The organism is Paraburkholderia fungorum, from assembly GCF_046027605.1.
GTDB classification, from domain to species: Bacteria; Pseudomonadota; Gammaproteobacteria; order Burkholderiales; family Burkholderiaceae; genus Paraburkholderia; species Paraburkholderia fungorum_F.
In genome coordinates this window covers 146742-172328 of sequence record NZ_JAQQEF010000012.1, presented here as the reverse complement: position 1 = coordinate 172328, position 25587 = coordinate 146742, and the positions used below count along the sequence as shown (strand labels likewise).

At 62.1% G+C, this 25587-nt stretch carries 23 protein-coding genes, 1 tRNA gene and 1 pseudogene; 11 read left to right on the top strand and 14 right to left on the bottom strand.

Translation table 11 applies throughout. The features are described from left to right. Positions 1-24: 24 nt before the first annotated feature. The 3 genes from trhA to PQR53_RS21065 all read right to left on the bottom strand — a co-directional run bounded on the left by trhA (position 25) and on the right by PQR53_RS21065 (position 2815). Positions 25-645: a PAQR family membrane homeostasis protein TrhA gene (gene trhA, locus PQR53_RS21075; protein ID WP_408457881.1), complete on the bottom strand. Its 621-nt coding sequence runs from the start codon at positions 643-645 to the stop codon at positions 25-27. A 118-nt stretch (positions 646-763) separates the two neighbouring features. Next, the gene (locus tag PQR53_RS21070) at positions 764-2062 is read right to left on the bottom strand and encodes a c-type cytochrome (RefSeq protein ID WP_408457878.1); all 1299 of its coding nucleotides are present in this window, start codon (positions 2060-2062) and stop codon (positions 764-766) included. Between the two features lie 21 nt (positions 2063-2083). Further along, complete coding sequence (locus PQR53_RS21065) at positions 2084-2815, bottom strand: cytochrome c4 (RefSeq protein WP_179734247.1); 732 nt, start codon at positions 2813-2815, stop codon at positions 2084-2086. Positions 2816-3184: 369 nt separating this feature from the next. Here PQR53_RS21065 and copC point away from each other — a divergent pair, with 369 nt between their 5' ends. Further along, positions 3185-3562, top strand: a complete 378-nt coding sequence (copC, locus tag PQR53_RS21060; RefSeq protein ID WP_408457875.1) for a copper homeostasis periplasmic binding protein CopC — start codon at positions 3185-3187, stop codon at positions 3560-3562. Beyond that, positions 3559-4488 carry a CopD family protein gene (locus PQR53_RS21055; RefSeq protein WP_408457872.1) on the top strand — a complete coding sequence of 310 codons (930 nt, stop codon included), beginning with the start codon at positions 3559-3561 and terminating at the stop codon, positions 4486-4488. Before copC ends, PQR53_RS21055 begins: the two co-directional genes overlap by 4 nt. A gap of 148 nt (positions 4489-4636) precedes the next feature. On the opposite strand, the gene PQR53_RS21050 is transcribed toward PQR53_RS21055, so the two are convergent. The 3 genes from PQR53_RS21050 to dgoD form a co-directional block, all read right to left on the bottom strand. After that, complete coding sequence (locus PQR53_RS21050; RefSeq protein WP_408457869.1) at positions 4637-4867, bottom strand: YodC family protein; 231 nt, start codon at positions 4865-4867, stop codon at positions 4637-4639. 26 nt (positions 4868-4893) lie between these two features. Further along, complete coding sequence (locus PQR53_RS21045; RefSeq protein WP_408457866.1) at positions 4894-5196, bottom strand: hypothetical protein; 303 nt, start codon at positions 5194-5196, stop codon at positions 4894-4896. Between the two features lie 300 nt (positions 5197-5496). After that, positions 5497-6645, bottom strand: coding sequence for a galactonate dehydratase (dgoD, locus tag PQR53_RS21040; RefSeq protein WP_408457863.1), 1149 nt, complete (start codon positions 6643-6645; stop codon positions 5497-5499). Positions 6646-6833: 188 nt separating this feature from the next. Between dgoD and PQR53_RS21035 the strand changes: the two genes are divergently transcribed. After that, on the top strand, positions 6834-7586 hold the full coding sequence (locus PQR53_RS21035) for a FadR/GntR family transcriptional regulator (protein ID WP_408457860.1): 753 nt from the start codon (positions 6834-6836) through the stop codon (positions 7584-7586). Positions 7587-7634: 48 nt separating this feature from the next. On the opposite strand, the gene PQR53_RS21030 is transcribed toward PQR53_RS21035, so the two are convergent. Continuing rightward, the gene (locus tag PQR53_RS21030; protein WP_408457857.1) at positions 7635-9173 is read right to left on the bottom strand and encodes a DHA2 family efflux MFS transporter permease subunit; all 1539 of its coding nucleotides are present in this window, start codon (positions 9171-9173) and stop codon (positions 7635-7637) included. 169 nt (positions 9174-9342) lie between these two features. On the opposite strand from PQR53_RS21030, the gene PQR53_RS21025 reads away from it, so the two are divergent. After that, complete coding sequence (locus PQR53_RS21025) at positions 9343-9786, top strand: MarR family winged helix-turn-helix transcriptional regulator (protein WP_408457854.1); 444 nt, start codon at positions 9343-9345, stop codon at positions 9784-9786. Between the two features lie 235 nt (positions 9787-10021). After that, a complete protein-coding gene (locus tag PQR53_RS21020) occupies positions 10022-11749 on the top strand; it encodes an alpha/beta hydrolase (protein WP_408457851.1) in 1728 nt (575 codons plus the stop codon). Positions 11750-11871: 122 nt separating this feature from the next. On the opposite strand, the gene PQR53_RS21015 is transcribed toward PQR53_RS21020, so the two are convergent. From PQR53_RS21015 to PQR53_RS21005, 3 genes are all read right to left on the bottom strand, one after another. Further along, a complete protein-coding gene (locus tag PQR53_RS21015) occupies positions 11872-12213 on the bottom strand; it encodes a hypothetical protein (RefSeq protein WP_408458047.1) in 342 nt (113 codons plus the stop codon). 161 nt (positions 12214-12374) lie between these two features. Next, positions 12375-13052, bottom strand: coding sequence for a TapB family protein (locus PQR53_RS21010; protein WP_408457848.1), 678 nt, complete (start codon positions 13050-13052; stop codon positions 12375-12377). Between the two features lie 15 nt (positions 13053-13067). Continuing rightward, positions 13068-14141 carry a CAP domain-containing protein gene (locus PQR53_RS21005; protein WP_408457845.1) on the bottom strand — a complete coding sequence of 358 codons (1074 nt, stop codon included), beginning with the start codon at positions 14139-14141 and terminating at the stop codon, positions 13068-13070. 248 nt (positions 14142-14389) lie between these two features. Here PQR53_RS21005 and PQR53_RS21000 point away from each other — a divergent pair, with 248 nt between their 5' ends. Continuing rightward, complete coding sequence (locus tag PQR53_RS21000) at positions 14390-15385, top strand: helix-turn-helix domain-containing protein (protein ID WP_408457842.1); 996 nt, start codon at positions 14390-14392, stop codon at positions 15383-15385. A 233-nt stretch (positions 15386-15618) separates the two neighbouring features. Here the strand turns inward: PQR53_RS21000 and PQR53_RS20995 are convergent. The 4 genes from PQR53_RS20995 to PQR53_RS20980 form a co-directional block, all read right to left on the bottom strand. Further along, positions 15619-15695 (bottom strand) — tRNA-Met (locus PQR53_RS20995). A gap of 85 nt (positions 15696-15780) precedes the next feature. After that, positions 15781-17439: an MFS transporter gene (locus PQR53_RS20990; protein ID WP_408457839.1), complete on the bottom strand. Its 1659-nt coding sequence runs from the start codon at positions 17437-17439 to the stop codon at positions 15781-15783. Positions 17440-17666: 227 nt separating this feature from the next. Then, a complete protein-coding gene (locus PQR53_RS20985; RefSeq protein ID WP_408457837.1) occupies positions 17667-19205 on the bottom strand; it encodes a sensor histidine kinase in 1539 nt (512 codons plus the stop codon). 9 nt (positions 19206-19214) lie between these two features. Continuing rightward, positions 19215-19997: a response regulator gene (locus tag PQR53_RS20980; RefSeq protein WP_408457834.1), complete on the bottom strand. Its 783-nt coding sequence runs from the start codon at positions 19995-19997 to the stop codon at positions 19215-19217. A gap of 242 nt (positions 19998-20239) precedes the next feature. Between PQR53_RS20980 and recA the strand changes: the two genes are divergently transcribed. The 5 genes and pseudogenes from recA to sucD all read left to right on the top strand — a co-directional run bounded on the left by recA (position 20240) and on the right by sucD (position 25523). Next, positions 20240-21316, top strand: coding sequence for a recombinase RecA (recA, locus tag PQR53_RS20975; RefSeq protein WP_063497267.1), 1077 nt, complete (start codon positions 20240-20242; stop codon positions 21314-21316). 292 nt (positions 21317-21608) lie between these two features. Further along, positions 21609-22409, top strand: a pseudogene (recX, locus tag PQR53_RS20970) (recombination regulator RecX); the annotation flags it as partial. A gap of 191 nt (positions 22410-22600) precedes the next feature. Then, positions 22601-23341 (top strand): DUF2889 domain-containing protein, encoded by a 741-nt coding sequence (locus PQR53_RS20965; protein ID WP_408457831.1) that lies wholly within the window; start codon positions 22601-22603, stop codon positions 23339-23341. Continuing rightward, entirely contained in the window at positions 23338-24504 is a 1167-nt protein-coding gene (gene sucC / locus PQR53_RS20960; RefSeq protein WP_211613843.1) for an ADP-forming succinate--CoA ligase subunit beta, read from the top strand. Before PQR53_RS20965 ends, sucC begins: the two co-directional genes overlap by 4 nt. Before the next feature lie 137 nt (positions 24505-24641). Then, complete coding sequence (sucD, locus tag PQR53_RS20955; RefSeq protein WP_120296142.1) at positions 24642-25523, top strand: succinate--CoA ligase subunit alpha; 882 nt, start codon at positions 24642-24644, stop codon at positions 25521-25523. Positions 25524-25587 lie beyond the last annotated feature (64 nt).

Genomic DNA, 25587 nt, shown 5'->3' with positions numbered 1-25587 from the left:
GTTGCATTTCGCCGCCGTGGGATGTCACGCGACGTAGCGCGCAACACTGACGAATTGACACAGACTGCCCGCCAGTACGAACAGGTGCCAGATACCATGTCCGTGCCGGATGCGCTCGTCGTTGATGAAGAAGTAGATGCCGGCGCTGTAAATGACCCCGCCGGCCACGAGCCAGGCGGTACCCGCTGCCGGTAAGGCTTGAACCAGCGGGCGGACGGCAACGAGCGCGAGCCATCCCATCAGGACATACAGCACCATCGAAACGCTGCGGGTGCGTCGCCCGAGCGTCAGTTCCTGCACGATGCCGAGAGCGGCAAGCCCCCAGCTTACGCCGAACAGCGACCAGCCCCACGGCCCGCGCAATGTAACAAGCGTGAACGGCGTATAGCTGCCGGCGATCAGCAGGTAGATCGCCGAATGATCGCATTTTTGCAGAACCGCCTTGACGCGCGGGTTGCGCACGCTGTGGTAAAGCGTCGAGATAGCATACAGCACGAACAGCATTCCACCGTAGACACTGAAACTCACCACCTTGTACGCGTCCCCGTCGAGCGCGCCCATCGTCACGAGCGCAGCAAGCCCCGCCACCGACAGCACGGCGCCGACGAGGTGGGTGATGCTATTGAAACGCTCTCCGACATGCACGACTCTTTCCTCCTACGCGGTTTCATCAGGGTTAATCCCCACATGATACCGGTCCTGAAAAAACGAAGGGCGCGGCCGCGTTATTAGCAGGCCGCGCCCCAGGTGCTTCTAACGCTGCTTAGTCGAGCGGCGCCGAACGCAGATCAGACACTTGCTGCGGCGACACAGCCGTACCGTGGTTGCCCCAGGACATACGAATGTACGTCACGACGGCAGCCACTTCCGTGTTCGACAGCGCTTGCGCGAACGGCGGCATGCCGTACGGATGCGGGTTGCCGTCCGTGCTCGGCGGATAACCGCCGTTCAACACCATACGGATCGGGTTGACTGCCGACGGCATCTGGATCGACTGATTGTTGGCGAGCGGCGGGAAGGACGGCGGCATGCCGAGGCCGTTCTCCGCGTGGCACTTCGCGCAATTGTCAGCGTAGATCTTTTGGCCTTGCTTCAACAGTTCGCCACCGAACTTTTCCGAAGTTTCGAGCTGCAGCGGTTCCGGTGCTTCGCTCTTCTGCGGAATGGTCTTCAGGTACGTGGCCATCGCGTTGATGTCTTCGTCCGACATGTACTGCAGGCTGTTGTGAACCACTTCAGCCATCGGACCGAACACCGCGCCGCGGTTCGACACACCGGTCTTCAGCAGATCGGCGATGTCTTTGGTTTCCCAGTCGCCGAGACCGGCTTCCTTGTTCGACGTCAGTGACGGTGCGTACCAGTTCTGCAGCGGGATCAGGCCGCCGGCGAACGCCGCCGAGCTGACCGGGCCGCCCATTGCGTTGATCGACGTGTGGCACATGCCGCAGTGGCCGAGGCCTTCGATCAGATACGCGCCACGGTTCCATTCGACCGACTTGGTCGGATCAGCCTTGTACTCGCCTTCGCGGAAGAACAGCGTACGCCAGCCGATCAGCATGTTGCGCTGGTTGAACGGGAATTTCAGTTCGTGCGGACGGCTCGGCACATTGACCGGCGTGACCGAGCGCATATACGCGTAGATCGCGTCCGAGTCGGCGCGGGTGACCTTCGTGTAGCTCGTGAACGGGAAACCCGGGTACAGCAGGCTGCCGTCTTTCGAACGGCCCGTGTGCATCGCGCGGTAGAAGTCGTCCTGCGTCCACTTGCCGATACCGTACTGGTCGTCAGGCGTGATGTTCGGCGTGAACATCGTGCCGAACGGCGTGGCCATGGGCAGGCCGCCGGCGAACTGCTTGCCGCCGCGGACCGTGTGGCAGGCGATACAGTCGCCGGCGCGGGCGAGGTATTCGCCCTTCTTGATCAGTGCGGCCTGGTCGGCGGGCGTTGCCGCCATGGCCGTGCCGTTATGCAGATTGTCGCCACCCGACCACAGGACGGGAACGAGTGCGGCAGCCGCAACGACGACGACTGCCGAGAGGGCGAACAAAGACTTGCGTTTCATTTGAGTGTCTCTCCCGGTGCCTTATTGCGGTTCGCTGCCGCAGGCAAGCGGAGTCTTCATCGAGCGGGCCGGAGCCGGCACGGGGTTTTGTGGGGCCGTTTGCGTGGCAAGCCATGAAGCGACGGCGTTCACGTCGTCATCGGTCAGACGGGTGGCGATGGTGTGCATGCAATCAGGTGCGATGGCATGACGTGAGCCCGAACGCCATGCGCCCAACTGCGCGCTGATGTAGTCCGAATGCAGACCGACCAGACCCGGGATAGCGGGTTCCATGCCGGTCAGCGCCTTGCCGTGGCAAGCCGCGCAGGCCGGAATCTGTTTGGATGCGTCGCCGTTCAGCACGATCTGCTGGCCGCGCGCAACGATAGCCGCCGACACGGTCGGCTTGGCCGGCGTGGGGTACGGCGGCCGTTGCTGCGAGAAGTACGTGGCGATCTGATGAAGGTAGTCGTCCGAGAGATACGTGACGAGGTAGTTCATGGGCGGATACTTGCGGCGCCCTTCGCGGAAGTTCTGCAACTGGTTGTACAGATAGTCTGCCGGCTTGCCCGCCAGACGCGGGAAGTAGTCGTTGTCGGTACCTTGGCCATGCGAGCCGTGACAGGCCGTGCAACCTTGCACGCGCGCTTCCATCGTATCGGGGGCCTTCGGTTGAGTCTGCGCTTTCGCAGCGCTATAGACACCCGCGGAGCCGATCAGCAGAAGGGCGAGCAGCGGGCGGAAAATGCGTCTTGAAGACACGCGTAACTCCATCAAAATCGGGGACCTGACCGAACTTCGAGCGGCTCGGTGTGAAAGGCAGCCGGCGCTGCGGCGACGCAGCATTCTATCATTGAAGGCTGATGGCGACTATTTGTCAGGTAGGAGAAGGTTCCCTTTGTCACGCTAATGCGACAGTTTGCCGCGTACAACCGCGAGTGCAGGCTGGTCTGCCGTCTCCAATTTGTGTGCGCGGTCACTGGCGCAAGTATCGTTCTTGCCGGCTTGTATAACAAACCAGGTTGAACCGACGCGCGCGCGGACCATCGAAGCGTACACTTCCGGGCGCGCCGGCATCGGTCCGACGCGGACGCCCCCGGCTCAACGCCTACCGTTTTACTTTCCATAAGCTATCGGTCTTACATGAAGCTATTCAATTTTTCCCGTTCGGCGCTGCATGCGTTGACGTTCGGCGCCGCGGCCCTGTTCATGACGTCCACGGCTTTCGCGCATGCGCATCTGGTGTCGAGCGAGCCGGCGGCGAACGCCGAAGTGAGCGCTCCCACGGAAGTGACGATCCATTTCACCGAGCCGCTCGAGCCGGCTTTCAGCAGGATCGAACTGAACGACGCAAGCGGCAAGCCCGCCGCGCCGGCAGCGTCGCAAGTCGACAAAAGTGATGCGAAGGTGATGCACCTGGCGTTGCCGCAGTTGACGGCCGGCCGCTACGGCGTGCACTGGATCGCGGTTGCCACTGACGGCCACCGTACTCAAGGCAACTTCGCGTTCGTCGTCCAATGAACATCGACGGACTGTGGATCGGGCAGGTCGCCATGGCCGCGCTCATGAACGTCGCGTTTGCGTTTGCCGTCGGTTCGGCGTTGCTCGGCGCGTGGCTTGCCAAGGACGCGAAGGCCAAGATCGCACCGGCGCGGCCCGCCTGGTTGCGCGCGCAACGGTCGATGCTGACGGCCACTGTCGTGCTGGTGCTCGCGGACCTCGGCTGGCTGCTGTACCAGGCAGCGTCGATGAGCGGCGTCGCGTTGCCGTCCGCGATCGGCGTGGTGCCGACTGTATTGACGCAAACCCATGTCGGCTACGGCTGGAGCGTGGCCTTCGCCGGCGCGCTGGTGTTGCTGGGCACGGCCATGGCGAGTCATACGGGCATGCTGCGCAATGCGCTGCTGTGGCTCGCGGTGATCGCGATCGCAGCGGGCAAGGCGTCGCTCGGGCATGCGGCCGATGCCGGCCCGACCTCGGCGGCGATCGGCATGCAGACGCTGCATGTGCTGGTCACGAGCGTGTGGGGCGGGCTGGCCATGGCAGCGGGGCTCTCGGTATTGCCCGCGCTCGGCACGTCGACCGCGCGTGGGATGCTGATCCGCACGGCGACGCAGGTGTCGCACGTATCGATGGTGGCGGTCGGGCTGGTGCTGCTCACTGGCGTCTTCAATGCCGTGCGCGGCTCGGGCGGCTCGTTCGAAGCGATCGAGATGAGCACCTGGGGCCATGTGCTGACGCTGAAGCTTGCGCTGGTCGCGCTTGCGCTGGTGCTCGGCGGGCTCAACCGCTTCTCGGCGCTGCCGCGTTTGCGCCGCACGGCCTCGACGATGGACGCGCACACCTTCGTCAACGTGCTGTATCTGGAAGCACTGGCGATGATCGGCGTGTTCGTCGCGGCTGCCGTGTTATCGCACAGTGTGCCGGCGTTCGCCGCGCTGGGTTGAGCTGGCGTCAGGAAAGGTCGGGCGCGCGGATCACAGTGCGCGCCGCCGTTGCTTCATCCATGCAACATAAAAAAGCGCCGCACAGCAAAAGCGTGCGGCGCAATACACACGGTCGCCCGGCGGTGGCCGGCTGATCCGTTACTGCCCTCTAGGCGGCGAGCGCGTTGTCCGCCCGTTCAAGCGTCTCTTCCGGAAACATCTCCTGCTGCGGTTCGCCGTCGTCGCCAAACCACTGGCAGATCAACCAGTAGCCAGGCGCAAACAGCACGGGCCCGGTCCAGCTGACGGTCATCGGGCGTCCGCCGGACCTGAGCGTCACGACGTCGCCGGCGCGGTAGGCAGGTTTTGAAGCGCTCGCAGATCTCTTTCCCAGTCGCATGGCGTGCTTCCGCTGAGTGAAACCGATTATTCGAGGCCGAGCCGATGTCCGAGAATCGGCGCACAGAACAGCGCGATCGCGCAGCCCGCTGCCTTGCCTTCCAGCTCCGCGCCCGCGGCGCGTGCGCCGTACATATGCGTCAACAGGTCGAAGAGCTGCGGCACGCAGTACAGCACCGCGGCGGCGATAAAGCATTTTTCGACTACCGAGATGCGCCAGCCGCGTTCATAAGCCAGCATCGCGCCGATGATGCGAAGCACGCCGAACACCACCAGCGCGCCGACGGCGGCCTGTTCGCGAAGCAGATAGTCTGGAAGGAACTCGCCCATGATGTTTCCCTGATGCATTGGTCGTTTGAATGCATTTGAGCAAGGAGTGGGCCATGCGTATGTCGGGTGCCGAACAAATAGCGTGAAAGCCTTTATGGATAAGGCTTTGCGCGATGCGGTGCGAACGCTTCGAGGCCCGGAAAGCGCGCTTTCAGGCCGTTCCGGTCCGTGATGTTACGTAACTGCGACGGCGTGGCGTCACGCTCCCGTAACGTGCGTACCCTCTTGCCGGTCTTCTGCCGGCGCCACGGGCCGTGCAAAAACAGAAACGCCGCCCGCAGGCGGCGTTCAACTACGTCATTACCATTCGGCGACGCTGCCATCCTCGTGGCGCCAGACGGGATTGCGCCAGCGATGGCCGACCTTCGCCATCTCGCGGACCTTCTCTTCATTCACTTCGATACCGAGGCCCGGGCCTTGCGGAATCGACACGAAACCGTCTTCGTATTTGAAGACTTCGGGGTTCTTGATGTAATCGAGCAGGTCATTGCCTTGGTTGTAGTGAATGCCCAGGCTCTGTTCCTGGATGAACGCGTTGTAGCTGACCGCATCGATCTGCAGACAGGTGGCTAGCGCGATCGGACCGAGCGGGCAGTGCAGCGCGAGCGCGACGTCGTACGCTTCGGCCATCGACGCGATCTTGCGGCACTCGGTAATCCCACCCGCGTGCGACGCGTCCGGCTGGATGATATCGACATAGCCGCCCGACAGGATGTGCTTGAAGTCCCAGCGCGAATACAGACGTTCGCCCAAAGCGATCGGCGTATTGGTCTGATTGACGATGTCGCGCAAGGCTTCCGCGTTTTCCGACAGCACCGGCTCTTCGATAAAGAGCAGCTTGTACGGGTCGAGTTCTTTGGCCAGCACCTTTGCCATGGGCTTGTGCACGCGGCCGTGAAAGTCCACGCCGATGCCGATGTTCGGCCCGACCGCTTCGCGCACAGCGGCGACGTTGTTGATGACGCCTTGCACCTTGTCGAAGGTATCGATGATCTGCAATTCTTCCGAGCCGTTCATCTTCACGGCCTTGAAGCCGCGTTCGACCACGGCGCGTGCGTTGTTCGCGACGTCGCTCGGACGGTCGCCGCCGATCCACGAATACACCTTGATCCTGTCGCGCACCTGGCCGCCCAGCAGCGCATGAATCGGCACGCCATGATGCTTGCCCTTGATGTCCCACAGCGCCTGGTCGACGCCGGCGATCGCGCTCATGGTGATCGGGCCGCCGCGGTAGAAGCCTGAGCGATACATCACCTGCCAGTGGTCTTCGATCAGCAGCGGGTCTTTGCCGATCAGATAGTCGGACAGTTCCTCGACGGCGGCCGCCACGGTATGCGCACGGCCTTCCACTACCGGCTCGCCCCAGCCGACGATGCCTTCGTCCGTTTCGATCTTGAGGAAGCACCAACGTGGCGGAACGATGAAGGTTTCGAGCTTGGTGATTTTCATGGTGGTTCCATGCGAAATATTTCGAGGATTCACATGCTACAACAAAAGCGCAGTTAAGTAGTATTAATAGTACTATTGGCCAAATAGTGGCCCGCGTTCGTCGGAAGGCCAGAGGCGGCGAATCGTGGCCGAGGCAGCGCCGAGACAAGCGCTGAAACAGCGCCGAACCAGTGGGTCCGCCGGTTGAGATGCTGGATAATCGCGGTCGCGTTGCGGGCTCAGGTCCGATATCAACAGTGCCGCAAGGCTGTCGGGAGAAAACTATTCAGCACGATCTGCATGGGCGCGTTACCCGTCTACTGGCGACCGCGATTCTGCGCGGCGACTACGCGCCCGACTCGATCCTGCCGCGCGAGGCGGAGTTGATGGACACCTTCGGCGTAAGCCGCACGGTGTTGCGCGAGGCGCTGCGCACGCTGACGTCGAAAGGGCTGATCGAATCGCGTCCGCGCATAGGCACGCGGGTGCGGCCAAAAATCGCGTGGAATCTGCTCGATGTCGATGTGCTCGACTGGTACTCGCGCGTTGCCGAGCCGATGGCGTTCGCGCTCAAGCTGCAAGAGATGCGCGAGATGATCGAGCCGTACGCGGCGGGTCTGGCGGCGGCCTCGCACACGGACGACACCTTCAACGCGTTGGAGGCCGCGCATGCGTCGATGGTCGGGGCACGCAACGTCGATGAATGGGTGCGGGCCGATCTGCAGTTTCATTTGAGCGTGCTGACGGCATGCAGCAACGAATTGCTGATTCCGCTCGGCACGCTGATCGAGCGCACGCTCGAAGCGCAACTACGTCTGAATGCAAAACGCGCGGATGTGTTCAACGCGTCGCTGGCCGAGCACACGGCGGTATTCGAAGCGATCCGCGAGCGCGATGCGGCGGCGGCGCGAGAGGCGATGGCGGGGTTGCTGGGCGTGACGCGCGGCAGGATCGAAGGGTGAGCGTGGCGCGAATGCGCCGGCGCTCCCGTTTGATCCCAGTCATCGTGCTCAATCCATCGCCGCATGCGCAACCGACGCATCCGGCGCGTGGCGCGCCGGACGGATCAACAGCAGCAACGGAATCACGAGCAGCGTCGCCATGAACATCAACTTGAAGTCGTTCAGATAGGCGATCATCGACGCCTGCTGTGTAATCGACGCGTTCAGCGCCGCCATGTCGTAATTCGAGCCGCTGTTGAGCATCGGCTGGATCGCCGGATTGAACGGCGTGATATTCGCAACGAGGTCCGCATGTGAGACCTGCGTATTGCGCGTCATCAGCGTCTGCACGATCGAAATGCCGATACTGCTGCCGATATTGCGCATCAGGCTGTACGTGGCGGTGCCGTCCGCGCGCAACTCGGGCGTGAGCGTCGAGAAGGTCAACGCGCTCAGCGGCACGAACACGAGGCCGAGACCAAAGCCCTGGATCACGCCGGGCCAGACAATGTCCGACGCCGACAGCACGATCGTGTAATGCATCATCTGCCATAGCGCGAATGCGGAGATCAGAAAGCCGGCGAGCAGTAGAAGCCGCGCATCGACCCGCTTCAATAACCGCCCGGCGAACAGCATCGCGACCATGGTTCCCGCGCCGCTCGGCGCCGTGACGAGGCCCGTGGTCGCGACCGGATAGTTCATCAGGTTTTGCAGCATCGGCGGCAGCAACGCGCGCGTCGCATACATCACCGCGCCGATCACGAAGATAAAGAACGTGCCGGTGGCGAAGTTCGGGTCCTTCAGCAATTCGTATTTGAAGAACGATTTCTTGCCGACCGTCGCGGTATGCACGAGGAAGAACGCGAAGCTGATTGCCGCGACGAGCGCCTCGATCACAATCTCATGCGAGCCGAACCAGTCGAGCTGCTCGCCGCGGTCGAGCATGGCCTGCAGTGCGCCGATGGCGAGACCCAGCGTGGCAAAGCCAAACGCGTCGAATTTCGCGTCGTGCTTCGGTTCGCGCGCGGGCAGGAAGGTTGCCACGCCGAACAGTGCGAACGCACCGATCGGCACGTTGATGAAAAACACCCAGCGCCAGTTGTAGCTATCGGTGAGCCAGCCGCCAAGCGTCGGCCCGAGAATCGGCCCGACCATCACGCCCATACCCCACACCGCCATCGCCTGGCCCTGCTTTTCGCGCGGATTGATGTCGAGCAGGATCGACTGCGACAGCGGCACCAGCGAGGCTCCGAAAATTCCCTGCAGCAAACGTGACGCAACGATCTGCGTCAGCGTCTCCGACAATCCGCACAGCGCCGAGGCCACCGTGAAGCCACCGATCGAGAAGATCAGCAGCCGCTTGACGCTCAGCCGGTCGGACAGCCAGCCGGTCAGCGGCGTGGCGATCGCCGCCGCGACAATATACGAAGTCAGCACCCAGGTGATCTCATCCTGCGACGCGGACAGCGTACCCTGCATGTGCGGCAACGCGACGTTGGCAATGGTGCTGTCGAGCGTCTGGATCAGCGTCGCGAGCATGATCGAGACGGTGATCATCGGCCGGTTGAGCGGGGCGGCGGCGCTCGTCGGCGGGGAGTCGGAGGACATGTGGAAGCGGATCTTCGATATAGTAAGCATGCTTAGTATATCGGCTGCAAGCGCACGCGCCCACCAGGAATTATGCGGAGCCTGAATTGCGCGCATCCCGAACCCATTCGGCACCCATCCCGCGCCCGCCCCGATGATGACAAACGAAAGCCTTTCGTATAATCCGCGCATGAACACCCAACTCGAAGAACGCTTCGGCTTTCTGATTTCCGACGTCGGCCGCCTGACAGGCAAGCGTTTCGACGATCTCGCGAAGTCATCGGTCGATCTGACGCGCGCGCAGTGCCGCGTGCTGGCCAATCTCGCCCATTACGGCGACATCAATCAGGCGCGGCTCGCGGATCTGCTCGAAGTCGCGCCGATTTCGGCGGGACGTCTGCTGGACCGGATGGAGGAGGGCGGCTGGATTGAGCGCACGGCCAATCCGCAGGATCGCCGAGAGCGGCAGGTACGTATGACGCCAAAGGCCGAGCGCACGCTCGGCAAGGCCCGCAGAGTGGGCGACGAAGTCGCGCTCGAAGCGCTGAACGGTTTTACCGACGAAGAAGCGAAGCAACTGATCGCGCTGCTGCAAAGGGTGCGCGGTAATCTCAGCCGCCTCGTGGACCGCTGAAGCCGCCGAACTCCCGCTGATGTCAGTGCTTACCCGTGGTTGCGGCGTTGTACCACGCTGAAGTCCGTCCTTGACCTGCCAGGATCCATAGGCAGCGTGTCTGTCGATCGTTCACTCTGCCGTTCCTCTTGATCAGGTGTTATTGCCGCTCAGCCGGGACGTTCAGTCACCCGAAGCTGTCGTGCGCGATGCGGACGGCTGCAAGCCGACCGACCAGGTCGGGGGAGAGGCACGAATGAAAACAATCTCGACAAAAACGACGTCGATCATCTTCGCCGCTGCCTTGGCCGGCTGCGGTGGCGGTAGTGGGGAAGATGACCTGACACCGGACCAGAAACGCGCTTCGGCACTGAAACCGTACTTTGACCAACGGGTGGGTTGGCACGCGTGTGACAAGACCGGCTTGCCTTCGGCTTACGAGAAAATCGCGGAGTCGCCGCGCTTTCGGTGCGCGGATCTTCGCGCGCCGATGGACTGGCGAGACCCTGCCAAAGGCGAGATAACGATCGCAGTCACGCGGCTTGCCGTGAAGGATCCGGCGATGCACATTGGTTCGCTGCTTTTCAATCCTGGCGGGCCGGGCGGAGACGGCCGCCTGGCAAACCTCACGTTCTATGGCGAACTGGTTGGCGCGGATCCGACTGTTTCCGAATCTGAACGACAACTGCTCGACGCGTACGATCTGATTGGTTTTTCACCGCGGGGAATCGGTTCAAGCACGCAATTGACCTGCGGTTCGAACGAGCGTCTCAGTACGACTTGGTGGGGCGGCGATGCCACTGCATCGACGGTCGACGCGTTGCTGCGCAATGCCGAACTCAAATCGAAGGCGTGCCAGAACAACCCGCTCACCCCCTATATCAATACCGATCAGATTGCCCGGGACATGGATCTGATTCGGGCAATATCCGGTGACGCCAAACTCAATTACATGGGCCACTCGTATGGCACATGGCTCGGCGCGTGGTATGCAGGACTATTTCCCGAGCGCACCGGAAGAATGGTGTTGAGCGCCAATCTGGATTTCTCCGCGCATACCATGGCCGAGGCCGGTACCTTGCAGCAGCCGCCAGCGATCCAGCGAATCGCTGACGAGATAATTGGGCCCTACGCAGCACGCCATGATGCGCATTTCAATCTTGGCAGTAACCCGGCGGCGACACTGCAGCTATTTGCGGCGTTGCCGCCCAAGCTGCGGGCAGCGGCTTCGTTCGCACTCGATCAATCGCGAGTATTTTCCGCCTCGGGCTACATCGATGAGGGGGCGTCTGTGTTCGTCGCGGCGAAAGGTGTCCAGCAGATACTCGAGCAGAACCCCGGTAGTACGCAGGATCAGGTTCTCGCACTTGCCAGGAGTCACGTGTTTTCGCGCCATGGGCTCGCAAACCAGATGGCACTCGAGATCGCAACGACGACTGTCATCCCGAAGTACTTTGAAGCTGCCCACCCGGCCCTTTTCGAAGACGACGCGCTGCATATGACGCCCGAGGCGGCCGTGGATCTGGCGGTCATGTGTAACGACACGCCTGCGTTGAGCACGAGCAGGCAACTATGGATCGACAAGCACCGGGAATATGCGCAGCGATATCCGCTGGGCAGTGGCCAGCTGGGTGGTAGCGTGCTCAATTTCAGTTGCCTGTTCTGGAAACCATCGCAAGCGGCGGTGATCAAGCCGGGCATTGATGCGGTGGCGCGCGCGCCATCGATCCTTATGATCCAGGCGCAATTCGACGGCTTCACGGCTGACGAGGGCGCGCTGCGCATGTTCGACAGACTCCCGAATGCGAGCTTGCTCTACATGAAAGGCGAGCATTCACATCGCGGTTATCCGTCCGGCAACCCGTGTGTGGACGAGCCGGTTACACGCTACTTGCTGACCGGCACACTGCCGCCTCGCCGTGTGGACTGCGAGAACATCAGGCAGCTATGGCTCGATGCCGGGAACGAGTTGGAGCCGGTCTGACCGACAGCCGTGTTGCACGGGCGTGAGCAGCGCAAGTGGCTGAATCTGTTGACGGTTACTGTCCATTGAACCGGGCGCGCTCGCGAGTGAGCGGGCCGCCGCCGGTTATCGCGAGCGAGCGGCTACTTGGCCTCGGAGGCCGCAACCGCACCGGACGGCTGGACCAGCTCGAAGCAGGCGGCCGACGGTTTTGATTTGGAATCGGGTTGCTGCGGGTCGATGCATTTGAACGCGCTCTGATCGCGTTGAACAAAGATCGTATCGGCCGCGCCGGCGTTGCCGTGAGCCTCATTCACGACAGCAACGATCTTGTAGCCGTCCTGCAGCAAGGTCGAAAGCGTAATTGGACTGGTGCGCCACTGACTGTCGGGAGGCGTTTGGGCGGCGGCGGTGAGCGGTGATGCGCCAACCAGAAGGACGATGGATGCGGTGGCTACGGCAAGCGTGGCAGTGCGGAACGTCATCAAGAAACCTCCTTGAAGTTGCTGTTTGGAAAGCCAAAACAAAAAAGCCGCTGACCTTGTGGATCAGCGGCTTTTTTTGCAATCGGATGGCGAAGCCGAGACCTATGTTATCACGGCCCTCCGTCTGGTTCGTAGAGCAGCAAGAATGCTTCGGTCGTGGCTCACTGCGCGCCCGCGGCGCGCGCAGGCGAATATCGAACGAGTTCGTAGCGGGTCGCTGTCGGGGCCTCGTTCTTGTTGTTGGGGACGTCTTCATACTCCTGCTTGACGACGCGCCCCACGGCTGGCGCATACCAATCCGTTTCGTGAGCGTGGCCGGCGCCTGTCGATACCGACGCACCGGCCCATGCGATCGTGCTCTCGATGCGAAACGCGTCAAACGTCCCAGCAGCGGTCTGGACGCGCTCGATCGCGACGACCTTGGCGCTGCGATCGTCGTTGGCGGTCCAATTGCCGCTGGTGTAGGTGTACTGAGCCTCCCAGCTTTTGCCCACGTAGAGCGGGAAGCGCAACATCTCGTTGCTGGGCGAATACACGGCTTGCGGCGCCCGGACAACGTTCGCGTTGGCATCGAGCTCGCCTCGGCCCACGGAGCCCTTGACGACCACGCCCAATTCAGCGAGGCCGTCCGCTACGCTCACCACCCGCTGCGTGTATCCACCGGTTTTCGAGGGGTCGAGCTCGTTGACGAATGAGAACTCCCACTCTTGCCCGACCTGGAATGACGGGGCCTGCACCTGTGTCAACGGCACGGCGACAGGCACGGGAAGGGATGCGCCACCGGCCGACGCGGCGGATGCTGCGATCACGGCAGACGCGGCAAGGGTCGAGAGCGGCATCGGGGCCCCGGCCAATCAATGGAGGATGGTGGGCAGGCTGCTGCCGGTCCCGGCGGGCAATTGCCGCGCCTGCACCGCCGCCGACGAAGCGGTCGTGAACGACCAGTTGACCGAGAACGGCGTCGCCGTCGGGATGCTAGTGTTGGTCAGCGAGCCTGTAACCGTCACCTTATACGTCGCGTTGGCGGCCAGCGGCTTGAACGGCACGCACATCGCGAGGCGCGTCGCTTCGGCGTTGTTCGTGTTGTCCAGTTCCAGGCACGGCACTGCATTGCCAGACGCGTCCGCGATCAGGAAATTGATGTTCGAGAACGCGCCGTTGCCCGACGCGCTCAGCGTGACCGGATAGCCGACGGTCTGGCCGATATACGACGGCGCGCTCGCCATGGGATTCGGCGACTCGTTGGCGATCCACGACGGCTTGACGTTGGTTTGTCCCTGATACGGATAGGCGACGAGCTTGTAGTCAGGCGTCGAGGCGACGTAATCCACAAAGTCGGCCACGAGGGTCGAATATTTCGTCGGGTCGGTGTTCGTCGCGCCTTGGCCGATGCCCACGCCTGACGTATCGAACAGGAAGATCGCGCGGTGAAATGGCGCATCGAACAGCGCGTCGATCGCCTGGGTGGATGAGACGAACGGGCCTCCGATGCCTGCGGCGATTTCACCGACGGCGTTGGTCGTGTAGCCGGCCGCCTTGACGCGGTCCGTTGGGGCGTTGCCCGTGTAACCGGGCAGGCCGGCCGTTTCATAGTGGCCGACGTCCATGTTGTCCTGCATGTAGATCGCGTGGTTTTGCGCTGCCGTGTTGACGGCGGTGATGCTTTTGAGCGGCGGAAGTCCAAGCTGCGCGCGCTTGTTGTTGGTGTAGGCGAACGAGTCGGCAATTACGTCGCCGGTCAAGGTCGGCGATCCTGCGGCCGTGCCGGTTGCGGCAACAAGCGAGATCGGCGGCGTTGACTGTTGCGACGTGTTGGGCTGCGCTGCCGGGTTGGACGAAGAGCCTCCGCCGCCGCACGCCGTCAATGCTGCGGCGATCATGGACGAAGCGACGATCGCGGTTGCTTTTGCCGGTGTTTTGATCTTCATGTTGAACCCCGATGTATCTGTTTTATGTTTATTCCGGCGCCCATTCAGTGTGGCGCCCGGCACAGCCGAATCATCCGGCACGGCGGTTTTTGTTGCCTCTCATTCTGTCCGCGTTTTTCAATCATTTTGTCCGATGCTGCATTTTTGTCTATTGAATTAATCTGAAGGACCGGTTCGCGATTAATATTTCGGCAAAACGCAAGAGAGACCACGAGATGCCGAAGCCGTTGAAATTTGACAGCGTCCAGATGAACCGACGCGATGGCGAGGAGCTATGGCGGGAGGCGTTGCGGCCCATGTATGAACTGGAGCGCTCGAAGAGCGAATTCAGCGCCAGGATTGAAACGTGGGACCTGGGTGGGGCGATGCTTTTAACCCGGCATTGCGCGCGAGACGAGGTCCAGTTTCAGAGAACGCGCCGGCGCATCGCGACGTCGGGCGTCGATCAATATCTCATCCATTGTCTTCTTGGCGGCCAGCTCCTGTCCGAGTCCGCGGACGGCCAGCAGCGCGTGGCGGTCAACTCGATAGCGGTGCGCGACATGTCCGTGGAGAACATCGGATTCGCGAGGGATGCGCCCATGCTGACGCTCAGCATTCCGCGCGCGGCGCTGGACAGGCTCATGCCGGCGGGCGCGCGGTTGCATGGCGTGACGTTCGAAGCGGGAGATCCGGTGGGTACGCTCGTCGCGTCGCACATGGTGTCGCTCGCGGGCGTCCTGACCGACATGAGCGTTGAACATTCACGCGTTGCGGCTGAGGCGACGCTCGGCTTGCTGGCCGCTTGCCTGTTGCCCCAGGCCAGGACGGACTCGACGAAAGACGATCCGCGCCTCGCGCCCATGCTCAGGACGCACGCGCTTTCGCACATCGAGCGTCACTTGCTCGATCCGGCTCTCGACGCTGACAGCCTTTGCAAAACGCTCAAAGTGTCGCGGACGGTCCTTTATGGGTTGTTTAGCGATGTCGGTGGCGTCGCGCGTCTGGTTCGGGGAAAACGCCTCGACGAGGCGATGCGCCGCCTCAGCGATCCACGGCGAGCGCGCGAACGGATCGGCGAAATTGCCTATGCCGTGGGCTTTTCGAGCGAATCGACGTTCAATCGGGCGTTTCGCGAGCGGTTTGGTTGTTCACCGTCCGAAGCGCGCGGCGAAGCCGAGGCGCCGGCTGCAGCTTCCAAGGACGATTCCGCCGAGGCGCTTGTGGCGAAATACGAGGCAGTGGTGCGCAATTTACAAGGGTGAAGGCGATATAAGGACGAACGCGAGGGCCTAAGGGTTCGAGCCTGTCGGAAGCGCTCGGTGGGCATCGATTCTTTGTTCTCGCGGCAACGGACTGGCGGAGGGATTGCGCGGCCGAAGTGGTTGCGATGCAGGCGCAGCACGTTGCGTGTGGGCGACGGACCCACAAGCACTCTCACCACGCAGAAAACAAAAAAGCCGCTGACCTTGTGGGGGCAGCGGCTTTTTCTTGCAACTGGTGGCGAATCAGGGACTCGAACCCCGGACCTGCGGATTATGATTCCGTCGCTCTAACCAACTGAGCTAATTCGCCGAAAGAAGCGAGATTATGAGGATAGGGCCGGGGGCTGTCAACCCCCGTTGCACAACTTTTTTAAATTGCCCATCCGTCAGGCGTTTCAGTCCTTCGCGTAAATATCCGAGTCCTTGGTTTCCTTGACGAACAGCATGCCGATCACGAAGGTGGCGACCGCGATCACGATTGGATACCACAGTCCCGAGTAGATGTTGCCCTTGGCCGCCACGATCGCGAACGCAGTGGCCGGCAGGAAGCCGCCGAACCAGCCATTACCGATGTGATACGGCAGCGACATCGACGTATAGCGGATGCGAGTCGGGAACATCTCCACCAGCATTGCCGCAATCGGCCCATAGACCATCGTCACGTAGATCATCATGATCGTCAGGATCACCACGCTCATCGGCCAGTTGATCTGCGACGGATCGGCCTTCGGCGGATAGCCGGCAGTCTTCAGCGTCGTGGCCAGGGTCTTGTCGAACACCTTGCCCTGGTCTTTCGCGTCGGCGGCCTTGCCGTCATACGTGTTGATCACCGTATCGCCGACCTTGATCTCCGCCAGCGTGCCTGCCGGCGCCGCGACGTTCTCGTAGTTCAAGCCGGCTTTCGAGAGCGCGCTCTTGGCGATGTCGCAGGAACTCGTGAACTTCGAGGTGCCGACTGGATTGAACTGGAACGAGCACTCGTCCGGATTGGCGATCACGACGATCGGCGCCTTCGCGCTCGCGGCTTCCAGCGCCGGGTTGGCGTAGTGAGTCAGTGCCTTGAACAGCGGGAAATACGTGCACGCGGCGATCAGCAGGCCGGCCATGATGATCGGCTTGCGGCCGATACGATCCGACAGCGAGCCGAAGAAAAGGAAGAACGGCGTGCCGATCAGAAGCGCGATCGCGATCAGGATGTTGGCCGTCGCGCCGTCGACCTTCAGCGTCTGCGTCAGGAAGAACAGCGTGTAGAACTGGCCCGTGTACCAGACCACGGCCTGACCGGCGGTCAGGCCGACCAGCGCGAGAATGACGATCTTCAGGTTCTTCCACTCGGCGAACGCTTCCGTCAGCGGCTTCTTGGAGGTCTTGCCTTCAGCCTTGATGCGCTCGAACACCGGCGATTCATGCAGTTGCAGACGAATCCACACGGACACGGCCAGCAGGATGATCGACGCGACGAACGGAATGCGCCATCCCCAGTCGCCGAACGCGTCTTCGCCCATGGCCGTGCGCACGCCGAGAATAATCAGGAGCGACAGGAACAGACCGAGCGTTGCGGTTGCCTGGATCCACGAGGTATAGAAGCCGCGGCGTCCCGCTGGCGCGTGTTCGGCCACATAGGTGGCAGCGCCGCCGTACTCGCCGCCGAGCGCGAGGCCCTGCAGCATCCGCATCGCGATGAAGAGCACCGGCGATGCTATGCCGATCGACGCATAGCCCGGCAGGAAACCCACCAGGAAGGTCGAGAAGCCCATGATCAGGATCGTGACGAGGAAGGTGTACTTGCGCCCGACCATATCGCCAAGGCGCCCAAACACGATCGCGCCGAACGGCCGCACCGCAAAACCCGCGGCGAAGCTGAGGAGCGTGAAGATGAAGGCCGCCGTCGGATTGACGCCGGAGAAGAAGCTTTTGCTGATGAAGGCCGCGAGCGAACCGGCCAGAAAGAAGTCGTACCACTCGAAAACCGTGCCTAGCGACGATGCGAAGATCACCCGCTTCTCATCGCGCGTCATCGGCACGTGCGAGATTTGCCCGCCAACTGTAGCCATATGTCGTCTCCAATATTGATATGTACACGCGGTCCGCCGGCAAAGGCGTTCCCGTGAAACCGATTATTGGAGTGGAAACTTACGGCGTACTGACGTGGCGGGGTGAAATGGCAGTTCCAGTCGCAGTGGGGAATTTCGATAAAAAACGTCAACCCGCGCACAAATTCTTCTAACGCACGATAACGTATCTCAATATCGCGGCGACCAAGACGCGGATGCTCGCGCGCTTAGGGTAAGTCCCGTACCCGTTCGAGCACCTGCAAGCTGACACGCACGAGCGTTCCGACAAGTCGCGGGGAAGTTTGATAGACGTTATCGTCGATTGTCATCGCCCCGCCGTGCATCGTCGCGATCTCGCGGACGATCGCGAGCCCAAGGCCGCTGCCATCGCCTTCGCGGCCGAGAATCCGGTAAAAACGCTCGACTACCCGCGAGCGCTCGGCCACCGGAATGCCAAGCCCCGTGTCTTCCACTTCGAGATGCACGCGCCGCGCCGTCGCGTCATGTCTGACCCGCACGGTGATCCGGCCGCCAGCCGGCGTGTAGCGGATCGCGTTGTCGATCAGATTCGACAGCATCTCCCGCAGCATGACCGGATTGCCGTCGACTTCGACCGGCTCTTCGGGCGCTTCGTAGCCGAGGTCCATCTGTTTGGCGAGGGCGGCTTGAACCCAGTCGCGCACGGCGCTACGCGCGACTTCCGTCACCTCGACCGGGGTGAAGATCTGGCCCGACATGCGGTTTTCCGCGCGCGCCAAGGCCAGCAGCTGGGTGACCAGACGCGCCGCGTGCTCCGAACTGGTGGCGATCTGTTCGAGCGAGCGGTGGACTTCCGCGGAGGCGTCCTGGCGCAGCGCCAGTTCAGCCTGGGTGCGCAGGCCGGCAAGCGGCGTTTTCATCTGATGCGCGGCGTCGGCGATAAAGCGCTTCTGCAATTCCATGTTCTGTTCGAGACGCGTCAGCAGATCGTTGAACGACGTCACCAGCGGCTCGATTTCCGGCGGCGCGCGGCGGGCTTCGAGCGGCGACAGATCGTCAGGGCGCCGCGCGCGAATATGCGCCTGCAGGGCATGCAGCGGCGCGAGCCCGCGCGACAGGCCGAACCAGACCAGCAGGATCGCCAGCGGCAGGATCACGAACTGCGGCAGGATGACGCCTTTGATGATGTCGTTGGCAAGCTGGCTGCGTTTGTCGAGCGTCTCGGCAACCTGCACCAGCACCGGCTGCGCGCCGGGTGTCTGCGGAAACTCGACGGTCGTATAGGCGACGCGGATATCGTTGCCGCGCAGCATATCGTCACGGAATTCGACGAGACCCGGCGGCGGCCGGTCTTCCTCGTGCGGCAGCGGCATGTCGCGCTCACCGCCCACCAGCTCGCCGCGCGTGCCGAGCACCTGATAGAACACGCTGTCCACGTTATCGGCGCGCAGAAAGTCGCGGGTGGAGTCGGGCAGCGAGAGCTCCGCCACGCCGTTGACCGGATGGATCTGGCGGGCGAGCACATAGGCGTCGGTTTCGAGCGCGCGGTCGAACGGACCGTTGGCGATCGACTTGGCGACCAGGTAGGTGACCGCGAGGCTCATCGGCCAGAGCAGCAGCAGCGGCGCCAGCATCCAGTCGAGAATCTCGCCGAACAGCGAGCGCGGGCGCGCTTCGGCGGCGGCTTCGGTCTCGTCGGGCGGGGCGAACGGATTGGCGTAGCGCTCGTCGCGCGCCTCGTCGAGGTCCGCCGCGTGCGCCGTAGCGCGGTCTGCGCGTGCGGACATGGGCGTGCTCTATTTGTAGTGATGGCTCGCCGGCATCGCTGCCGACGAGGGCGGCTCTGGCTCGGTGGGGCTGCTTGCGCTCATGCTGGCGCTCGTGTTTGGGTTCGCGTTCATGTTCGCGGGCAGGGCGGCTTTTTCAAGGCAATACCCGAGCCCCCGCACGGTGATGATACGCACGCCGCTCGGCTCGATCTTCTTGCGTAGCCGGTGCACATAAACTTCGATCGCGTTATTGCTGACTTCCTCGCCCCATTCGCACAAATGGTCGACGAGTTGCTCCTTCGACACCAGCCGGCCAATCCGTTGCAACAGGACTTCAAGCAAACCGAGTTCGCGTGCCGACAGGTCGATCACCTGCTCGTTGACATAGGCGATCCGGCCGACCTGATCGAACGACAGCGAGCCGTGCCGCACCACGGTCGGGCCGCCGCCCGCGCCGCGCCGGGTCAGCGCGCGCACGCGTGCCTCGAGTTCATTGAGCGCGAAGGGCTTGGCCATGTAATCGTCGGCGCCGAGATCGAGACCCTTGACGCGTTCATCGACGCTGTCCGCCGCCGTGAGAATCAACACCGGCACGGTCGAGTTACGGGCGCGCAGGCGGCGCAGCACCTCGAGCCCCGACATGCGCGGCAGGCCCAGATCGAGGATCAGCAGGTCGAAAGTTTGCATCGAAAGGGCGGTATCAGCCTCGACGCCGCTCTTCACATGATCGACGGCATAGGCCGATTGGCGGAGTGATCGAACCAGACCGTCCGCGAGTATGCTGTCGTCTTCGGCAATCAGAATTCGCATGGTGCGCCAACCTGGCCTTGCCGGCACCGTGGGTTTCCATGGCGCACAGCGGTCTCCGAAAATTATTGTGGGTAGTTGGGCGGCGCGACGGTAAAAATGCGCGTTCGCATGAGAATCGCGCTTGCCAAAACTACTGTTTTTTTATACAGTGTCTGAGTTTCGTGTGCTGTCCTTTCCGAGAGGTTGAACTCGTGGGCTGCACATCTGCCTCAGACGCCGTTCATCATAGCAAAGGACGATTCATGGAAGAAAGCAAGAAAGGCTCGGCTGGACTGACTGCTGAAAAGAGCAAGGCACTCGCTGCCGCGCTTGCGCAGATCGAAAAGCAGTTCGGCAAAGGGTCGGTCATGCGGCTCGGCGCAGGTGAGGTAGTCGAAGACATCCAGGTGGTCTCAACCGGATCACTTGGCCTCGACATCGCGCTGGGCGTCGGCGGTTTGCCGCGTGGCCGTGTGGTCGAAATTTATGGTCCGGAATCGTCCGGTAAAACCACGCTGACGCTGCAAGTCATCGCCGAAATGCAGAAGATCGGTGGCACGGCAGCGTTTATCGACGCGGAACACGCACTGGACATCCAGTACGCGGGCAAGCTCGGTGTGAACGTGAACGACCTGCTGGTTTCGCAGCCGGATACCGGTGAACAGGCGCTTGAAATCGCCGACGCACTGGTGCGCTCGGGCTCGATCGACATGATCGTGATCGACTCGGTCGCGGCACTTGTGCCGAAGGCTGAAATCGAAGGCGAAATGGGCGACTCGCTGCCGGGTCTGCAAGCGCGTCTGATGTCGCAAGCGCTGCGCAAGCTCACCGGTACGATCAAGCGCACGAACTGCCTCGTGATCTTCATCAACCAGATCCGTATGAAGATCGGTGTGATGTTCGGCAACCCGGAAACCACCACGGGTGGTAACGCGCTGAAGTTCTACGCGTCGGTGCGTCTGGACATTCGCCGGATCGGCTCGATCAAGAAGAACGACGAAGTGATCGGCAATGAAACGCGCGTGAAGGTCGTGAAGAACAAGGTGTCGCCACCGTTCCGGGAAGCGATTTTCGACATCCTGTACGGCGAAGGCATTTCGCGTCAGGGTGAAGTCATCGACCTCGGCGTACAGGCGAAGATCGTGGACAAAGCCGGCGCCTGGTATAGCTACAACGGCGAACGGATTGGTCAGGGCAAGGACAACGCGCGCGAATTTTTGCGTGAAAATCCGGACATCGCCCGTGAGATCGAAAATCGTATCCGCGAATCGCTGGGCGTGAATGCCATGGCTGAAGCGGCGACGGGCGTCAGCGCCGAAGTCGCGGGCGAAGAAGAGTAACCCGCACGTGATACGCAAGGGCCGGCCGCTGTCCAACGCTGCCAAAGATGGACGCAACGCGGACGGCCCGTGTGACGGTGACGACGATTCGTTCGAATCGTCGTCATCCTCTTCCTCCGAACCTTCCTCCTCAACTTCCTCGTCGACTTCCAGGTCCACCCGGTCGTTTGGGCGATCGTCGGGAAGCTCATTTGGCGGTTCGTCTGGTCGTTCCTCAGGCAGTTCGTTCGGGCGTTCCTCGAACAGCTCGTTTGGCAGTTCCTCCGGGCGTTCTTCGAACAGTTCGTTCGGCGGCTCGTCTGGCAGTTCGTCTAATAGTTCGTTCGGCAAGTCTTCTGGAAGCTCTTTCGGGCGCTCCACCTCGCGTGCGCCGCGCTATCCGGGCAGCAACGCCGCGTCCCAGCGCTCATCCGCATCCGCCCCCGATCCCTTTGTCGCAGCCGGCGACGCCGATCCGTTCGAGCCATTCGAATCGTTCGACGCGCACGATCGCGCTGCAGGTCGTCGGCCACAATCCGACTCTTCCGCGCAAGATTCCGCGCAAGACGCAACAGACCCGTCCGAAACCACCTATACCCGCTCGCGCCGCACACCCGGCGAGGCGAAGCCCGGGCAGGACGATGCAAAAAAATCCCAACGCCCGGGCCGTTCGCTAAAAGGACGGGCGCTCGGCTATTTGTCCCGGCGTGAATACAGCCGCTCCGAACTGGCGCGCAAGCTGAAACCATTCGTCGAAGAAACCGATTCGCTCGACACCTTGCTCGACACGCTGGAAGCTGAAAACTGGCTGTCCGACTCTCGCTTTGCCGAAAGCCTGGTCCATCGGCGCTCGTCGCGCTTGGGTGCGAGCCGGATCGTCGGCGAATTGAAGCAGCACGCGGTCGACCAGACGTTAGTCGAAGAAGCCAGTGCGCAACTGCGTGAAACCGAACTCGCGCGCGCACAGGCCGTCTGGCAGAAGAAATTCGGCCGGCTTCCCGAAACGGCTGCCGAGCGGGGCAAGCAGGCGCGCTTTCTGGCATCGCGCGGTTTCTCGGGCGCCACGATCGGCAAAATTCTCAAAGGTATCGACGAGGAGTGGAGCGGCGACTAGCGGGGTACCGCGCATGGGCACCGTACAGGCCCCCGCGCGAAAACCTCCGTGCTTCGCCAGTACAGCCCTTACTTTGAGATAGCGTCTGCCGCGCTCCCCGGCCCGCCGCGCGGCCCTGCGCATTCCGACCTGTCTCAAATACCCAGTATGCTAAAATTCATGGGTTTTCCAATTCGGCCTTTCCTTCCCGCATGCCGCTCTCCCCGCCAGTATCCCGTCAGTTGCGCCACCGTCGCGCAATCCGAGCGGAAGCCTATGAGCGAGCCGATGGCCTGTGGGATGTGGAAGCATGCTTGACCGACGAAAAACCGCGCGATGTGGTGCTTGCGTCGGGCGTCCGGCCCAATGGTCAGCCGATCCATGAACTCTGGCTTCGCATCACCATCGATCGCAAGCTCAACGTCGTCGACGCCGAAGCGTCGTCCGACTGGGTGCCCTATCCAGGGTTGTGCCAAGCCAGTAATCCCGCCTACCGTGCCCTTATCGGGCTCAATCTGTTCAACAACTTCCGTCGCGATGCTGCCCGTTTGCTGGCCGGCACGGCTGGCTGCACGCATCTCACCGAGTTGTGCGCGATCCTGCCGACCGCCGCCATCCAGGCGTTCGCCGGCGACGTGTGGAATACCGATAAAGGCGCGCCGGGCGCGAGCGGTGGCTCAGGAGACGGATCGTCCAACACCACCGGCGAGCATGCCAACGATAAACCGCCATTCCAGTTGGGACGCTGCCACGCGCTGCGTTTCGACGGCGAGGCGGTGCAGCAGTTTTATCCGCGCTGGTATGGCCGCGCTCCGTATACAGCGGATCGCGCGGCTTCGTCAGGCAACGGGGCAGCCCGCCAGACAGGTGAGGGCGGCAGCACGTCCGGCATGAACGACGGCAGCGGAAACGAAGTTCAATCCAACTCTCAGACTGAAGGGAATCACGCATGAAGATTCACGAGTACCAGGGTAAGGAAATCCTGCGGAAATTCGGCGTCGCGGTACCGCGCGGCAAGCCGGTCTTCTCGGTGGATGATGCGGTCAAGGCCGCGGAAGAGCTCGGCGGCCCGGTATGGGTCGTGAAGGCTCAGATCCATGCGGGTGGCCGTGGCAAGGGCGGCGGCGTGAAGGTCGCCAAGTCGCTGGAACAGGTTCGTGAATACTCGAACCAGATCCTCGGCATGCAGCTCGTCACGCACCAGACCGGTCCGGAAGGCCAGAAGGTGAATCGTCTGCTGATCGAAGAAGGCGCTGACATCAAGAAGGAACTGTATGTCGGCCTCGTGATCGATCGCGTTTCGCAGAAGATCGTCGTGATGGCATCGAGCGAAGGCGGCATGGACGTCGAAGAAGTCGCGGAAAAGACGCCTGAGCTGATCCACAAGATCGCGGTTGATCCGTCGACCGGTCTGAAAGACGCCGAAGCCGACGAGCTCGCCACGAAGATCGGCGTGCCCGCCGCTTCGCTGCCGCAAGCACGCTCGATCCTGCAAGGCCTGTACAAGGCATTCTGGGAAACCGACGCATCGCTCGCCGAGATCAACCCGCTGATCCTGACCGGCGACGGCAAGGTCATCGCGTTGGACGCGAAATTCAACTTCGATTCGAACGCACTGTTCCGTCATCCGGAAATCGTCGCGTATCGCGATCTGGACGAAGAAGATCCGGCTGAAGTCGAAGCATCGAAGTTCGACCTCGCGTACATCTCGCTCGACGGCAACATCGGCTGCCTCGTGAACGGCGCTGGCCTCGCAATGGCAACGATGGACACCATCAAGCTGTTCGGCGGCGAACCGGCGAACTTCCTCGACGTGGGCGGTGGCGCCACGACCGAGAAGGTCACGGAAGCGTTCAAGATCATGCTGAAGAACCCGAACCTGACCGCGATCCTGGTCAACATTTTCGGTGGCATCATGCGCTGCGACGTGATCGCGGAAGGCGTGATTGCGGCGTCGAAGGCCGTGTCGCTGAAGGTGCCGCTGGTGGTCCGCATGAAGGGCACGAACGAAGACCTGGGCAAGAAGATGCTCGCTGAATCCGGCCTGCCGATCATTGCGGCGGACAGCATGGAAGAAGCGGCCCAGAAGGTCGTCGCGGCCGCTCAAGGCAAGTAAAGAGCGCTCGGTTAGCCATTGAGCCAGGCTCAACCAGGACAACCAGGATTACGAATGGCGGCGCGTGAGCGACGCGGGCGGAGAACATCCCGCCGCGTGGCGTACCGGCGCGACGCCAAACGAACAGAGGTCAATACATGTCGATTCTGATTAACAAAGACACCAAGGTCATCACGCAGGGCATCACCGGCAAGACCGGTCAGTTCCACACGCGTGCTTGCCGTGAATATGCAAACGGCCGCGAAGCGTACGTCGCGGGTGTGAACCCGAAGCGTGCCGGCGAAGATTTCGAAGGCATTCCTATCTACGCTAGCGTCGCTGAAGCCAAGGCTGAAACGGGCGCGACCGTGTCGGTGATCTACGTGCCGCCGGCAGGCGCTGCTGCTGCGATCTGGGAAGCCGTCGAAGCCGATCTGGATCTCGCGATCTGCATCACGGAAGGCATTCCCGTGCGCGACATGATCGAGCTCAAGGCTCGTATGCGTGCGGAAAACCGCAAGACGCTGCTGCTCGGACCGAACTGCCCGGGCACGATCACGCCGGACGAGCTGAAGATCGGCATCATGCCGGGTCACATCCACCGCAAGGGCCGCATCGGCGTCGTGTCGCGTTCGGGCACGCTGACGTATGAAGCAGTCGGCCAATTGACGGCGATCGGCCTCGGCCAATCGTCGGCAGTCGGTATCGGCGGCGACCCGATCAACGGTCTGAAGCACATCGACGTGATGAAGATGTTCAACGACGATCCGGAAACGGACGCCGTCATCATGATCGGCGAGATCGGTGGTCCGGACGAAGCAAACGCTGCTGAGTGGATCAAGGACAACATGAAGAAGCCGGTGGTTGGCTTTATCGCCGGTGTCACGGCGCCTCCGGGCAAGCGCATGGGCCACGCCGGCGCGCTGATCTCGGGCGGTGCGGATACCGCTGAAGCCAAGCTGGAAATCATGGAAGCTTGCGGCATCACGGTCACGAAGAACCCGTCGGAAATGGCGCGTCTTCTGAAGGCGATGCTGTAAATCGAAATTCGCGCGCAGTCACGGCGCGTTTTTTGATACGCTTACGAAATCCTTTCGTGAGCGG

Excerpts from the sequence above, each read along its gene's own strand:
- PQR53_RS21070 (WP_408457878.1), bottom strand. The coding sequence starts at position 2,062 with ATGAAACGCAAGTCTTTGTTCGCCCTCTCGGCAGTCGTCGTCGTTGCG.
- PQR53_RS21065 (WP_179734247.1), bottom strand. The coding sequence starts at position 2,815 with ATGGAGTTACGCGTGTCTTCAAGACGCATTTTCCGCCCGCTGCTCGCC.
- copC (WP_408457875.1), top strand. The coding sequence starts at position 3,185 with ATGAAGCTATTCAATTTTTCCCGTTCGGCGCTGCATGCGTTGACGTTC.
- PQR53_RS21055 (WP_408457872.1), top strand. The coding sequence starts at position 3,559 with ATGAACATCGACGGACTGTGGATCGGGCAGGTCGCCATGGCCGCGCTC.
- PQR53_RS21050 (WP_408457869.1), bottom strand. The coding sequence starts at position 4,867 with ATGCGACTGGGAAAGAGATCTGCGAGCGCTTCAAAACCTGCCTACCGC.
- PQR53_RS21045 (WP_408457866.1), bottom strand. The coding sequence starts at position 5,196 with ATGGGCGAGTTCCTTCCAGACTATCTGCTTCGCGAACAGGCCGCCGTC.
- dgoD (WP_408457863.1), bottom strand. The coding sequence starts at position 6,645 with ATGAAAATCACCAAGCTCGAAACCTTCATCGTTCCGCCACGTTGGTGC.
- PQR53_RS21035 (WP_408457860.1), top strand. The coding sequence starts at position 6,834 with ATGCTGGATAATCGCGGTCGCGTTGCGGGCTCAGGTCCGATATCAACA.
- PQR53_RS21030 (WP_408457857.1), bottom strand. The coding sequence starts at position 9,173 with ATGTCCTCCGACTCCCCGCCGACGAGCGCCGCCGCCCCGCTCAACCGG.
- PQR53_RS21025 (WP_408457854.1), top strand. The coding sequence starts at position 9,343 with ATGAACACCCAACTCGAAGAACGCTTCGGCTTTCTGATTTCCGACGTC.
- PQR53_RS21020 (WP_408457851.1), top strand. The coding sequence starts at position 10,022 with ATGAAAACAATCTCGACAAAAACGACGTCGATCATCTTCGCCGCTGCC.
- PQR53_RS21015 (WP_408458047.1), bottom strand. The coding sequence starts at position 12,213 with ATGACGTTCCGCACTGCCACGCTTGCCGTAGCCACCGCATCCATCGTC.
- PQR53_RS21010 (WP_408457848.1), bottom strand. The coding sequence starts at position 13,052 with ATGCCGCTCTCGACCCTTGCCGCGTCTGCCGTGATCGCAGCATCCGCC.
- PQR53_RS21005 (WP_408457845.1), bottom strand. The coding sequence starts at position 14,141 with ATGAAGATCAAAACACCGGCAAAAGCAACCGCGATCGTCGCTTCGTCC.
- PQR53_RS21000 (WP_408457842.1), top strand. The coding sequence starts at position 14,390 with ATGAACCGACGCGATGGCGAGGAGCTATGGCGGGAGGCGTTGCGGCCC.
- PQR53_RS20990 (WP_408457839.1), bottom strand. The coding sequence starts at position 17,439 with ATGGCTACAGTTGGCGGGCAAATCTCGCACGTGCCGATGACGCGCGAT.
- PQR53_RS20985 (WP_408457837.1), bottom strand. The coding sequence starts at position 19,205 with ATGTCCGCACGCGCAGACCGCGCTACGGCGCACGCGGCGGACCTCGAC.
- PQR53_RS20980 (WP_408457834.1), bottom strand. The coding sequence starts at position 19,997 with ATGCGAATTCTGATTGCCGAAGACGACAGCATACTCGCGGACGGTCTG.
- recA (WP_063497267.1), top strand. The coding sequence starts at position 20,240 with ATGGAAGAAAGCAAGAAAGGCTCGGCTGGACTGACTGCTGAAAAGAGC.
- PQR53_RS20965 (WP_408457831.1), top strand. The coding sequence starts at position 22,601 with ATGCCGCTCTCCCCGCCAGTATCCCGTCAGTTGCGCCACCGTCGCGCA.
- sucC (WP_211613843.1), top strand. The coding sequence starts at position 23,338 with ATGAAGATTCACGAGTACCAGGGTAAGGAAATCCTGCGGAAATTCGGC.
- sucD (WP_120296142.1), top strand. The coding sequence starts at position 24,642 with ATGTCGATTCTGATTAACAAAGACACCAAGGTCATCACGCAGGGCATC.